This is a genomic window from Alphaproteobacteria bacterium, assembly GCA_033344895.1.
Classification (GTDB): domain Bacteria; phylum Pseudomonadota; class Alphaproteobacteria; order UBA8366; family Aestuariispiraceae; genus Pacificispira.
The window spans coordinates 92747-106464 of sequence record JAWPMN010000001.1; the positions used below are offsets into that span (position 1 = coordinate 92747).

Here is a 13718-nt window from a genome sequence, read left to right on the forward strand (position 1 = left end):
ATATTGACGGTTCCCGTGGGTAGGGTACCTATATCGTCAATCAAAGTGATGACCATACAATTGGGAGGACGGCCTGATGGCGTCTGAACGCGGATACCAGTTTCTGCTTAGTCCGGGCCCGACGCCCATCCCCGACCGCATTCTGCGCGCGATGCATTGCCAGTCCGTGGACTTTTCCGGTCCCGACTTCATGGCGCTGTGTGACGAGGTCTTCGAGGATGTGAAGGCAATCTTCCGTACATCGGGAACCGTCCACCTGTATGCCGCGAATGGCCATGGCGGCTGGGAAGCGGCACTGACCAACATCCTGTCTCCCGGCGATACGGTCCTGATCCCGGAGGTCGGCGTCTTCTCCGAGGCCTGGCGCAGCATGGCCGATGCCTTGGGCCTTCATTGCGAGACCGTAGCCAATGACTGGCGTCACGCGATTGATCCTAACCGGCTGGAAGAAAAGCTGCGGGCGGATACCGATCACAAGATCAAGGCCGTCCTGTTCGTCCATGTCGACACGGCGACCAGTTTGAAGAGCGATGTACTGGCCGCGCGCAAGGCAATCGACGCCGCCGGTCATCCCGCCCTGTTCTGCGTCGACACGATCGCATCGCTGGGCACAACCCATTTCCCGATGGACGAGTGGGGGGTCGACGTCACCGTCGCCGCCTCGCAGAAGGGGCTGATGATGCCGCCGGGCCTTGCCATGGTCGCGGCGAATGACAAGGCGATGCAGGTAGGCAAGAAGACCACCATGCCCCGCCGGTACTGGGACTGGCAGGAACGCGTCGCCGGGGAACACTACCAGCGTTTCTGCGGCACGGCGCCGGAGCATCATGTCTTCGGTCTGCGCGAGGCGCTGAATATCATCGCCGAGGAAACCCTGGACGGCGTCATCGCCCGGCATGCCCGCCTGGCACGGACCGTCCGCGCGGCGGTCGGCCGCTGGTGCGACGGCGGCGCGCTGCAATTCAACGCGGTAGAGCCGTCCCAGCGCGCCGACAGCGTCACATCGATCCTGATGCCGGAGGGTATGGACGCGGAGGCCGTTCGGTCGACGGGCCGCGAAATGAACCTGCATATCGGTTCCGGAATCGGGCCGTTCCGCGGACGCGCCTTTCGCATCGGCCATATGGGCGACATCAACGAGCCGATGGTCCTCGGGTCGTTGGCCGCGATAGAAACGGTGCTGCGCCTCCACGGCGTACCGCTGGGGAATGGCGCCATGGACGCGGCCATTGCGGAACTGAGCGCCGCCAACAACGACGCCACGGTTCCAAACAGCGCAATGAAGGCCGCCGAGTAGGCTATTCGCGAAACAGCGCAGTCACCGCATCGTCCACCGCCTGCCGGGCGGCGCGGTCCCATGCACGGGCGCTGACTTCGGAGACGGGGTCGGCGGACAGCGGATCGTATGCCGCCCGGCGGACAGGGTCGTGGGCATAGGCCGCAAAGGCCAGCAGGCCACGCCGCGGATGCAGGACATACCCGGCCAACCCGACGCCATAATGCATGGTGCCGGTCTTGGCCCAGACGGCAAGAGCCGCCGGCGGCCCGGTCATGCGTCTGCGCAATCCGCCGTCCCAGCCGGCCGGCGTCAGGATTGCGGGCAGTGCCGCATCGCCGATTTCCCGTCCGGCCTCCCGTGCCAGCAGCAAGGCCATCGCCCTTGCCGTGACACGCGACTTTTCGCCGAGTCCGGAAAAGTTCTCCAATACGATATCTGCCAGGTCCGGATGGGCATCCGCCAGCCACACATTCGGCCCCTGCGCCGTGGTGGCAAAACGACCGAGCATTTCCGCCGCGGCGTTGCTGGATGTCCACAACATATCACGGATCAGATCGCCAAGCGGGTCGCTTTGATGCCGCGCCAGCTCTGCCGGGCAGGATTCGGGCCCGGGCTCAGGAGAGGGCAGATCGACCCCCAGGCCCGCGGCATAGGTTCGAAACAGCATCGCCGCCTGCCTCGGCGGATCAGGATGGGCGTACCAGTCCTCGCCGTCTTGAGGCGGCACAGGCCCGCCTTCGGGCACGCTCCAGCTCGTGGTGCCTGCCCGGTATCCCTTGAACGCGCCCTCCGCCACCATCAGACCAGATAGAACGGGATTGTAGGCGGCATCGGCAGGCTGCCCGGAATTCACGGCGCCCAGTGTGCGCACCGGTGCATAGTGGAATGAGGTCGCCCCATGGAGACCGTCCTTCGCCGCCAGTGCCAATGCCAGCAGATCCTCGACATCCAGCGACGGATCGCCGCCGCCGATCAACATCACCGCATCGCCGTCGCGACACAGGCGTGTAGTGAAGCGGTGCTCCAGGTCGGCCCGATCCGCAACGGTTAGGGCGGTAACCAGCTTCGCCGTGGAGGCGGGCAACACGGCACGGTCCGCATCGATGGCGACGACCGCGCGGCCGCCCTCAACGGAAATGGCCGCAATCGAGACGTCGATCGGTCCGGGATCATCCCGGGACAGGGTCCGATCAGCGGAACATCCGGCAAGCAGCCAGAGAAGGATCATTATGGCGCGCATTGCAGGACGCTATCGCGTCCGCACGCCGGTTGAAAGAGCGTGGCAATGCGCCCGCTTGCTTGCCGCGAATGGCCGGTCTAAATCATGATGCATGACGGAGATGCCCTACCGACCGACACCGGACGAGCAGGACGCCCTGCACCGGATTCGCGAGCGACTCGGCCCGAAGGGCTGGATCGACGATCCCGAAACACTGGCGCCCTGGCTCATCGATTCCCGCAACGTCTATGAAGGACGCTGCTTGGGTATGGCCAAGCCCGCGACGACGCAGGAAGTCTCCGACATCCTGTCGATCGCCTATGCGGCCGGCATCCAGGTCGTTCCCCAGGGCGGCAATACCAGCCGAGTCGGCGGAGCAACGCCGGATCCTAGCGGCCGGCAGTTGCTGATCAATCTGGGCCGGATGAACGCCGTTCGCGATGTCGACGCGGCCAATTACACGATGACGGTCGAAGCCGGTTGCATCCTGAAAGACCTTCAGGACACGGCGGAGGCGGCCGATCGCCTTTTCCCGCTCAGTCTCGGTGCCGAAGGGTCCTGTCAGATCGGCGGCAATCTGTCGTCCAATGCGGGCGGCATCAATGTACTGCGCTATGGCAATGCCCGCGATCTGGTGCTTGGCCTTGAGGTCGTGTTGCCGGACGGGCGAATCTGGAACGGGCTGCGGCGTCTGCGCAAGGACAATACCGGTTACGATCTGAAGCAGTTGTTCCTGGGATCGGAAGGGACGCTCTGCATCATTACCGCCGCGGTTCTGAAACTGTTCCCCCTGCCGAAGGAGCGTGCGGCAGCGCTGGTCGCCCTGTCCGACCTGGACGCGGCGGTCACCCTGCTGGAGCAGGCCCGAACCGCCAGTGCCGATGCGCTGATGTCCTTTGAACTGATGCCGGGATTTGCCCTGGATTGGGCGGAAAAGCATGTCGATGGCGCCAAGCAGCCCTTTGAGACAACCTATGACTGGACCGTCCTGCTGGAAATCGGTGGCACACGTGCCGACGGTTCGGCGTCCCGGGCGCTGGAAGGCCTGCTGGAAAGTGCCTACGAGGACGGCCACATCGTCGATGCGGTTCTGCCCCAGTCGGAAGATCAGAGGAACCAGATCTGGTTCCTGCGCGAAGCGATTGTCGACGCCCAGGTCCGCGAGGGTGCGCAGGTGAAACACGACGTTTCCGTGCCGGTCAGTCTGGTCCCGGATTTCATCCGCCAGGCCAATGCCGAGGTGACCGAGATGATGCCGGGCATCCGCCCCTACCCGTTCGGTCACGTCGGGGATGGCAACATTCACTACAACCTGTCCCAGCCGGTGGACATGCCGGCCGAGGAGTTTGCGAAACATCGCGAGGCGCTGCAACGCCGCGTGCATGATGTGGCCCTGTCCCTGGACGGGTCGATCTCCGCCGAGCATGGCATCGGCATGTCGAAACGCGAAGAAATGTTGCGTTGCAAATCGGATGTCGAACTTGCGACGATGCGCGCCCTGAAGGATCTGTTCGATCCGAAGGGGTTGATGAATCCGGGCAAGACGATCCCGGCCGCGCGCCCGAAACAGGACTGAAGGGGAAGACCCGATGAATGCTTACACGGCCCCGACGCGGGACATGCAGTTCATCCTGAAGGATATGGGGCTGCTGAACCAGGTGATGCAATTGCCCGGCTGTGAGGAAATTACGCCGGACCTCGTCGACGCGATCCTGGAAGAGGCCGCGAAATTCGCATCCGAGCAGTTGGCGCCGATCAATCATTCGGGCGACCAGCAGGGTGCGCGCTACGAAAACGGCGTCGTCCGCGTGCCGGATGGGTTTGCCGAGGCTTACAAGGCGTTCGTCGATGGCGGATGGAATGCGGTCCCGTTCGAGGCCGAGTTCGGTGGCCAGGAACTGCCCTGGATCGTGTCGACCGCGGTGGCCGAGATGTGGCAGTCGGCAAACCTGGCCTGGGCGCTGTGCCCGCTGCTGAACCAGGGTGCCGTCGAGGCGCTTCAGGCGCACGGGTCGCCGGAGCAGAAGGCGACCTACCTTCCAAAGATGGTGTCGGGCGAATGGTCTGGCACGATGAACCTGACCGAACCGCAGGCCGGCACCGATCTGTCGCTGGTGAAGACCCGGGCCGAACGGCGCGAGGATCATTACCGAATTCGCGGCACGAAGATCTTCATCACCTATGGCGAACACGAAATGGCCGAGAACATCGTCCATCTGGTTCTCGCCCGGTGCGAGGATGCGCCGGAGGGGACCAGGGGAATCTCGCTGTTCATCGTGCCGAAATACCTGCCCAAGGAAGACGGCACGCCGGGTGAGCGCAACGACCTGCGTTGTGTCTCGATCGAGCACAAGCTGGGCATCATGGGTTCGCCCACCTGCGTAATGTCCTACGGCGACAATGACGGTGCCATCGGATACCTGGTCGGCGAGGAAAACCGTGGCCTGGAATACATGTTCACGATGATGAACAATGCCCGCCTCGCCGTCGGGCTGCAGGGATTGAGCGTTATCGAGCGCGCCTATCAGCAGGCCCGAGACTATGCGCTGGAGCGCAAGCAGGGGCGCGCCGGCGACAAGGCGCTGGCCCCCATTGTCGATCACGCCGATGTGCGTCGCATGTTGATGACCATGCGCAGCCATGCCGAGGCGATGCGCGGCCTGGTTCTGGAAGCGATGGTCGCGCTGGACCAGCAGAAACGCCACCCCGACGAATCCTGGCGCAAATGGGGGGAACGGCGTGTCGGTCTGCTGACCCCGGTGATCAAGGGCTGGTTCACCGACATGGGTGTCGAACTGTCGTCCATGGGCGTTCAGGTCCATGGCGGCATGGGCTTCATTGAGGAAACCGGCGCCGCCCAGCATTTCCGGGATAGCCGCATTCTGCCGATCTATGAAGGCACGAACGGCGTGCAGGCGATGGATCTGGTCGGGCGCAAGCTGCTGCGCGACGGGGGCAAGGCAGCGCAGGAATATCTGGATGAACTGCATGTCCAGATCACCGGCCTGAACAACGTGCCGGGTGACGATATGGCGGCCATTCGCAAACGTCTGGCGAAGGCGGTTGATGCTCTCGAGGACGCCACAGAATGGCTTCTGGAGAACGCGTCCAACGATCCGGATGTCGCCGGCGGTACGGCGGCCTATTACCTGCGGGCCTTCGGTATTACAGCCGGCGGGGCCTCCCTCGCCCATGCGGCTCGGGTTGCCCTCGAAAAGCTGGAATCCGATGCTGAGGCCGACGAGACTTTCCTGCGTGCCAAGATCGCGACGGCGCGATTCTTCGCCGACAATGTCCTGACCCAGGTACCGGGTCTTGCAAAGTCGATGGAGAACGGCTGGGAAACCCTGCGGGCAATCCCGGACGATGCGCTCTAGACGGTCCAACCATCGAACAGCGATAGCCTGAAAATATTCCGTCCGGCCGATCTGGAATTGGACAAACCGGCACATCACCTAACGGATAACCGCAGCCATTTGCGGCTGTCGGCCCAATGGGCCGGCCCCTTCTGCTCAGGGACGCGCCGGAAAGATATCCGCGCGTGCGACATGAGTAGCGAACCGAAGTTGTCCCGCCTGTCGGCGGACCGTGGCCCGATGCACGCATCAGTGCCTCCGGATATGACTTCGTGCCCTCCCCGCGCCCCTGTGCATCTCGGAGACCCGAAATGTACGACTTCTTGATGTCCGCAGCGCTGCTCTGCGGTGGCCTCGTCCTCGCCTGGACCTGGTTGCAGTTCCAGGGTGCGGAGAATGCCCAATCCTCCGAACTGGGTGAAATGGGCACCATACTCTTCTGCGTCCTGCTGACCGGCCTTGTCAGCATCGGGACGGCCTATGCCTTCACCGCGGTTCACGCGCTGGACTTCGACGGCCCGGCCGGGATCGCCGCACTGGCGGGTGTCTTTGCCCTTCCTGTCTTCTGGCTGGTGCTGCTGGGCCGGCTCGTTCGGTCCGAAGACCCCCGGATGAGCCCGGAGATTCCCGACACCCCGGTCAACGACAACCACGAGCGTGCAACACATCGGCTTTCGAAACGCCGCAAGGCCGCGTAACCGGTGCGCCGGCGAGGGCTGGAAACAGCCTTGGCCGGCGGTACGGCTCCGCCTAGTCTGGCCGGATCAATTGTCCGACCGGGGAGCCGGCATTGCCCGACGCCACACGCAGGAAAATCGCCGAAACCGATGCGCCGTTTCTGATCGGCGCGGCTATCGGTTCCGGCAGTACCGGTCTTGCGGCGGCACGCGGCGGGGCCGACTTTCTGCTGGCGATCAACGCCGGTCGGTTGCGCAGCATGGGCGCCCCTTCCATCGCCTGCATGTTGCCGATCTTCGAGGCAACCGGTCTGACCGAGCCGTTTGCGCGCAACGAATTGCTGCCCCAATGCGACCTTCCGGTCCTGCTGGGCGTCGATGTCTGGAGCGGCGACTTCGACCCCGTGCGACGCGCCCGGGAGATCGCCGACGCCGGATTTGCCGGGGCCGTCAATTTTCCCAGTTGTATGCACTTTTCGCGCGCCATGCAGCAGATGCTGAGTCGCAGCGGGCGCGGCATCGAACGCGAGGTCGAACAGTTGCGCGCCGTTCAGAATGCGGGCCTGACGGCAATGTTCTATTGCGCGACCCGAACGCAGGCGCGGCTGGCAGCGGATTCCGGCATCGACATGGTCTGTCTCAATCTCGGCTGGAATGTGGGGGGCACCGTCGGACACCGCCGTCGGTCCTCCGTGGAGGAGGTAGCGACCGCGGTCCGGGAAATCGGCCGGCTAATCAAGCGGATCAATCCGCGTATCCGGTTCCTGCTGGAAGGCGGCCCCATCGCCACGGCGGAGGATCTGGGCCGTCTGCTTCGCCTTGCACCGATCGACGGCTACGTTGGTGGCTCGACCTTCGAACGCATGCCGCTGGAAGCCTCAGTTGCCGATCAGATCGACCGGTTCCGGCATGCCGGCCGACGGATGGAGACCCTGAACGATGAAAGCGCGAGCCTGCTTTCCTGGGGACGACGCTTCGGCCTGACGGGGCGGTCCAAGGCGCAACTCGGCTTTCTGGAGCGCCTGCGCCCGCTGGCCGGGGGTCGTTCGCCGGTGATGGTCCATTGCGGGCCGGGCCAGGATCCGATGCCGACCCTGCGCGCCCTGGCATCAGGCGCCGCCGGCACGCCGGTAATCTATCAGATCGATCTGGCGGGCGAGGATTTTCCCGCCCGGGCACGCGCCATCCTGTTCGGACAGGCCGATCCGTCCTCCCGGCGTCGCCCGGCCCTGGGTGACCCGGAAATCGATCTGCTCGTCATTCATGCGCCGGAACGCATGCCCACGGGCGCGCAGCGGCGCCTCGCCCGCGCCTTGTCGGATGGCGTGTTCCGGGCCACAGGTCAACGCCGCCCGAATTCCGTCGCACCACGAATTGCCCTGGTTCGCGCCGATGCCGGATCCGATGCCCGCAATGCCAATGCCCTGGAGGGCCTGGACCCGTCCCTGTGCCACATACTCGGCGGATCGGTCGTTCGGCTGCCATCCCTGACAGAGCGAATCGACGACCTGCTGACCTTGCTGGAGAGCCTCTCAGAGGATCGGCTCGGGCGTCCGCTGAAGCGGGAAGCGTTCTCGGCCGACGCCCTGCAGGCGCTGGAGGCCCATCCCTGGCCGGGGAACGAGGCGGAACTGCGCACTGTTCTCGGTCAGTTGCGCCATCCGGGCTCCGGCCAGCCGATCCAGAAGGGCGAAGTGCTGCCGCTGTTGCGTGGGGAAACGGAGCAACCAACGTCCGGGCGGGGCGAAAAGGACCGGATCGTGGACGCATTATGGCGTCACGGTTTCAGCCGCAGCCGAACGGCGGAAGCGCTCGGCATCTCGCGCAAGACGCTCTACAACAAGATCCGCAAGTATGGCCTGTCGGACTAGCGGTCAGGCGGCTTTGGGCCGGATCATCAACCCATCCACGCCTTCCGGCCACAGCGCCGGATGAGCCGCCTCTGTCGCGTCGCCGAGACCAAGGACGGATCCCTGCCAATCCGATGACGCCAGCGCATTGCGAACAAGCTGGATCGCCGTCCCCCGCTGACGGGATGATGGAAACCCTGCCGCAAAGTCCGAGACACGCGGCAGAACGATCAGCACCTCCGCCCCCGCGGCGATCGCCTTCTCGGCCCCTTCGGCATCCGTGACCACGGCCGCGGTGCGAAGACCGCGTGCGTGCAGGGCATCGAGACGTCGCAACTCGCCGGTCAGATCGAGACCGACATCCTCCAACTGCTGACCGAACTCCGAGTCCTGTTGCGCAACGCTCGGCAAGTTGACGATCCATTCGATCGATGCCGACTGACAGGCAGCCGCAACGGTATCGAGCTTCAGGAAGGGGTTCGCCATAAACAGGCCCAGCGCAGGGCGCGCGCCATCCCCCGCCGCCAGCCGATCCGCGATTGCGAGTTCCACAGGTTGGGAATTGCGATTGGGCAGCAACAACCCGACTTCCGCCGGCAATCCTTCCGCCAGCAGGGCCGGTACCGGGGTTGCGACCGCGTGAAACAAGCCGGCGCCGGACTTCCGGCTGCGCCATTCGACCGGCCAGGTCAGGTAATCCATGAATTCATTATCAGGCATCTATACCCATTTTTACCCATACTCATCTTTAGAAAAGCGATCAACCTTCCAGTAGAGCGCGGCGCACTTCCTCCAGATGCACGATCATCGCCTCGCGTGCGGCCCTGGGCGAACGACGCCGTACCGCGTCGATAATCGCGGCATGCTGCGCGACATAGCGGGCCTTCAGATCACTCGAATAGGCATTTCGCTTGGCAGCCAGCCAATCCGCATTGTCGCGCATCGACCGCAGCATCTCATCGATCCGCTGAACAAGTTGGTTATGCGTCATGGCAAAGATCAACTGATGGATCTGCGCGTCATAGCGCTCGAACTCTTCCATGACGCTGGTGTCTTCCGAGGCCGCCTGGGCTTCGAGGAGAAGCTCGATATCGGCATCGGTCGCATTTGCCGCAGCCGCAGCCGCCGCGGCCGGCTCGATCATCATGCGTGCCTCGATCAGATCCCGCGGGCTGATATCGGCCGGCAGGACGGTCCCCGTCGCGGCGAGCTGCGCCCCCTCCCCCGATGGAGACCGGGTAACGAAAGTACCCCGGCCGACCTGCCGCGTGATGTGTCCGTCCGATTCCAGGGAATCCATGGCGCGGCGGATCGTGTTTCGGGCGACGCCAAACCGATCTGCCAGATCCCGCTCCGTTGGGAAACGCCCATCGGGCCCGAAGGCGCCGGATTCAATGTCCCGGCGCAGAACTTCGCGGATCCTGGTCGATACCGTATTACGCACACCTCTTCCTTTCCTGTCGGTCTAGGCGGAACAATAGGATCAATTGGCTCAATAAAGCAACGAATTTGGCCGAACTCCCGAATCTTGATTGACAAAGGATCTATTGGCCCATCAATATTGAACCAATTGGTCCAGTCATTGGATCATTATAGGCTGCTTCGGTCCAGAAAGCAGATAGTGTCACCCCAACATTTCGGTGAACGGGTGGCCAAGAACAGGGAGGTTTTGGCAGTGCCGGATAGGTTTTTCCCGGTTTTCCAGTTCACGACTCACCTTCCGTTGAGGAAGTCCGAGTCCAATGAATCAAATTTATGGCCGCAGATATTACCCATTTTTTCCCATTTTGTCTTCGATCTCTGTTGCGGTCGTTTCGGGACACGATCAAGCTTGTCCTCAACCGTCGGATACAGACGGCGCGATGAAACATCGCAATCGAGAGCCGCCGAAGGCGCAAATGCGTCGACCGAATGCGGCCGCCAGGGAGGATACGCGTCGTATGTCGCACCATAACGGCAAGCGGCTGCCATGAGGCAGTTTATCGAACGCCACACATTCTGGGCGATCGTGATTCTTGTGATCGCGGCGGCTTTCCTGTGGATGATCTTCGCGGTCTGGCCGGACTGGATGGTTGATGCGATCGGCCGCAAGAAGACATTCGTGAACACCTTCCTCAACGGGATCACGCTCGGCGGTCTTTATTTCCTGGTCGCCAGCGGTTTCACGCTCGTCTTCGGGCTGATGCGCAACGTGAACCTCGCGCATGGTTCGATGTATCTGCTCGGCGCTTATATCGGCTACGAGGTCGCCGAGGCTACCGGCTCCTGGTTCCTGGGCCTCGCCGTTGCCTTTCTGGCCATCGCCGCAAGCGGCATACTGCTGCAGGTCCTGATTTTCCGCCGCATGGAAGGCGACGACCTGCGCCAGACCCTGGTCACGATCGGAATCTCGATCATCGCCGCGGACCTGATGCTCGCGATCTGGACCGGGACGACTTACCAGTTCGCACCGCCCGAATGGCTTTTCGGTGCAGCCACACTGCCCGTCGTCTCAGTCGTCAAATCCTCCGGCGACGCGGTCTTCATCAAATACCCGGTCTATCGCTTGGCCGTTCTTGCGGTGGCCGTCGCGGTCGGCATCGCCCTGTGGCTTTTCCTGAACCGCACCAGAATCGGCATGATGATCCGCGCCGGCGTGAACGATCGCGAGATGCTGGCCGCGTCGGGCGTGAACGTTCAACTGGTATTCGCACTGGTGTTTGCCATCGGCGCGGGGCTCGCGGGATTCGCCGGTGTCATCGGCGGCACCGCCCTGTCCATCGCGCCGGGCGAGGACATCCGTTATCTGCTCGCGTCCCTGATCGTCGTGATCGTCGGCGGGCTCGGCTCAGTGACCGGGGCGGCCATCGGCGCGCTTCTGATCGGCCTGGCGGAGCAGTTCGGCCTCGCCTATTTCCCGACCTACGGCGTGGTCCTGACCTTCCTGATCATGGTCGTGACCCTGGCGGTCCGTCCGCAGGGCATCATGGGGGGACGCTGAGATCATGGACACGCGGCGCCTCTTCTCCGGCGAGTTCTCCTTCAAGGACGTTCATCCGGCCAAACTGGCGGTGGCCGTTTTCCTGATCGCCTATCCGACCTTTGCATCGGACTTCTTCACCTATCAGATCGGCGCCTATTCCCTGATCCTCGGCACAATCGCGCTGTCGCTGGTCATGCTGGCCGGCTACGGTGGCATGGTCAGTCTGGCACAGCTGACCGTTGCCGGTTTCGCCAGCTACATGATGGCCATCTTCGGCGACAACAGTGTCGGGGTCATGGGCCTTGGCTGGCCATGGTGGATCACCGCCCCCTTCGCAATCTTCATGGCCGCCCTGTTCAGCGCCTTCATCGGTGCGATTTCGGTCCGGACCGAAGGCATCTACACGATCATGATCACGCTGGCGATCGCGGTCGCCTTCTTCTACTTCGTGCGCCAGAACTACGTCCTGTTCAACGGCTTCACCGGTTTCGCCGGTGTCGAGCCACCAACCCTGTTCGGGATCTACTGGCGTGATCCGGTGCCGTTCTACTATCTGACGCTGGTCATCTCGGCCGGCTTCTATGGCGCCATCGTCTATGCCGCGCGGGCCCCGTTCGGGCTCAGCCTGCAGGCAATCCGGGACAATCCGCGCCGAATGCGGGCGCTGGGCTATGACGTGACGCTGCACCGCGTCACCGCCTATTTCTTCTCCGGCATCATCGCGGGCACAGCGGGCGTGCTGATGGTCTGGTTCAACGGCCGGGTTTCCCCCGGATCCGTCGGCGTCGACGTCGCCATCGACATTCTGGTGATTGCGGTGGTCGGTGGTCTGCGTCACCCGATCGGGCCCTTTCTCGGTGCCATCGCCTTTGTGCTTCTGGAAAACTTCGCCATCGATCTGATCGACCGCGAACGCTTCAACACCGTGATCGGGTTGGCGTTCCTGCTGGTCGTCCTGTTCTCGCCCGATGGCCTGTTGGGAATTTGGAACCGCCTGCGCGAGCGGGTTCGGTTCTCACGAAATGCGCAGCGATCGGCTGAACGCATGGCAAGAGACGACCGGCAGTCTGCCGGATCTCTCGAATAAACCTAGCAATAGGGAGGAAGGAAGAGATGTTCGGTATTGGAAAGAAGGCGCTGGCCGCCGCGGCGGTCCTGTCGGTCGCCGGGCCGGCCATGGCGGAAGACACCGTCAAGATGGGGGCATTGGCAACGCTTGAGGGGGCGTTCACGGTCCTGGGTGAAGACGGCATGCGCGGCGTCAAGTTGGCGCTGGAAGAGTTCGGCTACACCGCAGGCGGCAAGAAGATCGAGCTGATCACCGGCTCTTCCGACGCCTCCCCCGACAGCGCGGTTCGCGCCGCCCGCAAGCTTGTGGAACAGGATGGCGTGGAAATCCTGGTTGGTCCTCTGTCCGGGTCGGAAGGCCTGGCCGTCAAGGATTACGCCAAGACGCAACCCGACGTCACCTTCCTGAACGGCTCCTCGGCCGCCCAGGACACGACGCTGCGCAATCCCTCGGACAACTTCTTCCGCTTCGGCACGGAAGGCGCCCAGTGGATGGCCGGCCTCGGCGAGTATGTCTATAATGAAAAAGGCTATCGCAAGGTCGCCGTCCTGGCGGAAGATTATTCCTTCCCCTACACGCAGGTCTTCGGCTTCCTGGAGCCGTTCTGCCGTCTGGGCGGCGAAGCGCCGGTGGATGCCCGCTACTGGGTCCCGATCGGCAACAAGGACTATTCCTCGGTCATCGCGGCGCTGCCGGATGATGTTGACGCCATCTATGTCGCCCTCGGGGGCGCGGACGCGGTCAACTTCCTGACGCAATACGAACAGGCCGGTGGTGAACTGCCACTGATCGGAGGCTCAATCACGGTCGACCAGACGGTTCTGGGCTCCAAGGGACGCACCCGCGACTTCATCATCGGCACGCCGTCGGCGGGACCGATTTCGGACACCTGGGACGACCCGCGCTGGAACGCCTTCGTATCCGCCTACAAGGAACAGTTCCCGGACGGCTTCCCGTCCCCGTCGCTGTTTGCCCATGCCTACTACATCAACACCAAGGCCGCACTGCTGGCGCTTGAGGAAGTCGGCGGCGATCTGTCGGACGGCGGCAAGAAGTACCGTGAAGCCCTGTCCAATCTGTCCTTCGAAACCCCGACGGGCATGGTATCGCTGGACGAACGCCGCAACGCGATTGCCGACATCTTCCTGACGGAGGTCATCGAAGGTCCGGAAGGCAACCTCGTCAACAAGACCATCAAGGTCATTCCGCAGGTCAGCCAGACCCTGGGCCTCTCCTACGAGAAGTTCCTGGAGTACGGTCAGGTCGGCCGCGACAACCCGAGCTGCGAATAAGCCCGTAGTCGGGG

The 13718-nt window shown here is 63.3% G+C and carries 11 protein-coding genes; 8 read left to right on the forward strand and 3 right to left on the reverse strand.

What is annotated here, in order from left to right; all coding sequences use genetic code 11:
* The first annotated feature begins 76 nt into the window (after nucleotides 1–76).
* On the forward strand, nucleotides 77–1297 hold the full coding sequence (locus tag R8L07_00475) for an aminotransferase class V-fold PLP-dependent enzyme (protein ID MDW3203986.1): 1221 nt from the start codon (nucleotides 77–79) through the stop codon (nucleotides 1295–1297).
* Nucleotide 1298: 1 nt separating this feature from the next.
* Here the strand turns inward: R8L07_00475 and R8L07_00480 are convergent, their stop codons facing one another.
* Nucleotides 1299–2519, reverse strand: a complete 1221-nt coding sequence (locus R8L07_00480; GenBank protein ID MDW3203987.1) for a D-alanyl-D-alanine carboxypeptidase — start codon at nucleotides 2517–2519, stop codon at nucleotides 1299–1301.
* Between the two features lie 100 nt (nucleotides 2520–2619).
* On the opposite strand from R8L07_00480, the gene R8L07_00485 reads away from it, so the two are divergent.
* The 4 genes from R8L07_00485 to R8L07_00500 all read left to right on the forward strand — a co-directional run bounded on the left by R8L07_00485 (nucleotide 2620) and on the right by R8L07_00500 (nucleotide 8402).
* The gene (locus R8L07_00485) at nucleotides 2620–4074 is read left to right on the forward strand and encodes an FAD-binding oxidoreductase (protein ID MDW3203988.1); all 1455 of its coding nucleotides are present in this window, start codon (nucleotides 2620–2622) and stop codon (nucleotides 4072–4074) included.
* 13 nt (nucleotides 4075–4087) lie between these two features.
* The gene (locus R8L07_00490) at nucleotides 4088–5875 is read left to right on the forward strand and encodes an acyl-CoA dehydrogenase (protein ID MDW3203989.1); all 1788 of its coding nucleotides are present in this window, start codon (nucleotides 4088–4090) and stop codon (nucleotides 5873–5875) included.
* A 290-nt stretch (nucleotides 5876–6165) separates the two neighbouring features.
* Nucleotides 6166–6552: a hypothetical protein gene (locus R8L07_00495; GenBank protein ID MDW3203990.1), complete on the forward strand. Its 387-nt coding sequence runs from the start codon at nucleotides 6166–6168 to the stop codon at nucleotides 6550–6552.
* Nucleotides 6553–6644: 92 nt separating this feature from the next.
* Nucleotides 6645–8402 carry a phosphoenolpyruvate hydrolase family protein gene (locus R8L07_00500; GenBank protein ID MDW3203991.1) on the forward strand — a complete coding sequence of 586 codons (1758 nt, stop codon included), beginning with the start codon at nucleotides 6645–6647 and terminating at the stop codon, nucleotides 8400–8402.
* A gap of 3 nt (nucleotides 8403–8405) precedes the next feature.
* Here the strand turns inward: R8L07_00500 and R8L07_00505 are convergent, their stop codons facing one another.
* Both R8L07_00505 and R8L07_00510 read right to left on the reverse strand, forming a co-directional pair.
* Nucleotides 8406–9101 carry a phosphoenolpyruvate hydrolase family protein gene (locus tag R8L07_00505; GenBank protein ID MDW3203992.1) on the reverse strand — a complete coding sequence of 232 codons (696 nt, stop codon included), beginning with the start codon at nucleotides 9099–9101 and terminating at the stop codon, nucleotides 8406–8408.
* A gap of 40 nt (nucleotides 9102–9141) precedes the next feature.
* Entirely contained in the window at nucleotides 9142–9825 is a 684-nt protein-coding gene (locus R8L07_00510) for an FCD domain-containing protein (GenBank protein ID MDW3203993.1), read from the reverse strand.
* A gap of 525 nt (nucleotides 9826–10350) precedes the next feature.
* Here R8L07_00510 and R8L07_00515 point away from each other — a divergent pair.
* From R8L07_00515 to R8L07_00525, 3 genes are read left to right on the forward strand one after another with little or no spacing between them, the layout of a single operon-like run.
* The gene (locus tag R8L07_00515; GenBank protein ID MDW3203994.1) at nucleotides 10351–11361 is read left to right on the forward strand and encodes a branched-chain amino acid ABC transporter permease; all 1011 of its coding nucleotides are present in this window, start codon (nucleotides 10351–10353) and stop codon (nucleotides 11359–11361) included.
* 4 nt (nucleotides 11362–11365) lie between these two features.
* On the forward strand, nucleotides 11366–12430 hold the full coding sequence (locus tag R8L07_00520) for a branched-chain amino acid ABC transporter permease (GenBank protein ID MDW3203995.1): 1065 nt from the start codon (nucleotides 11366–11368) through the stop codon (nucleotides 12428–12430).
* Between the two features lie 26 nt (nucleotides 12431–12456).
* Nucleotides 12457–13704, forward strand: a complete 1248-nt coding sequence (locus R8L07_00525; GenBank protein ID MDW3203996.1) for an ABC transporter substrate-binding protein — start codon at nucleotides 12457–12459, stop codon at nucleotides 13702–13704.
* Nucleotides 13705–13718 lie beyond the last annotated feature (14 nt).

Excerpts from the sequence above, each read along its gene's own strand:
- R8L07_00475 (MDW3203986.1), top strand. The coding sequence starts at position 77 with ATGGCGTCTGAACGCGGATACCAGTTTCTGCTTAGTCCGGGCCCGACG.
- R8L07_00480 (MDW3203987.1), bottom strand. The coding sequence starts at position 2,519 with ATGCGCGCCATAATGATCCTTCTCTGGCTGCTTGCCGGATGTTCCGCT.
- R8L07_00485 (MDW3203988.1), top strand. The coding sequence starts at position 2,620 with ATGCCCTACCGACCGACACCGGACGAGCAGGACGCCCTGCACCGGATT.
- R8L07_00490 (MDW3203989.1), top strand. The coding sequence starts at position 4,088 with ATGAATGCTTACACGGCCCCGACGCGGGACATGCAGTTCATCCTGAAG.
- R8L07_00495 (MDW3203990.1), top strand. The coding sequence starts at position 6,166 with ATGTACGACTTCTTGATGTCCGCAGCGCTGCTCTGCGGTGGCCTCGTC.
- R8L07_00505 (MDW3203992.1), bottom strand. The coding sequence starts at position 9,101 with ATGCCTGATAATGAATTCATGGATTACCTGACCTGGCCGGTCGAATGG.
- R8L07_00515 (MDW3203994.1), top strand. The coding sequence starts at position 10,351 with ATGAGGCAGTTTATCGAACGCCACACATTCTGGGCGATCGTGATTCTT.
- R8L07_00520 (MDW3203995.1), top strand. The coding sequence starts at position 11,366 with ATGGACACGCGGCGCCTCTTCTCCGGCGAGTTCTCCTTCAAGGACGTT.
- R8L07_00525 (MDW3203996.1), top strand. The coding sequence starts at position 12,457 with ATGTTCGGTATTGGAAAGAAGGCGCTGGCCGCCGCGGCGGTCCTGTCG.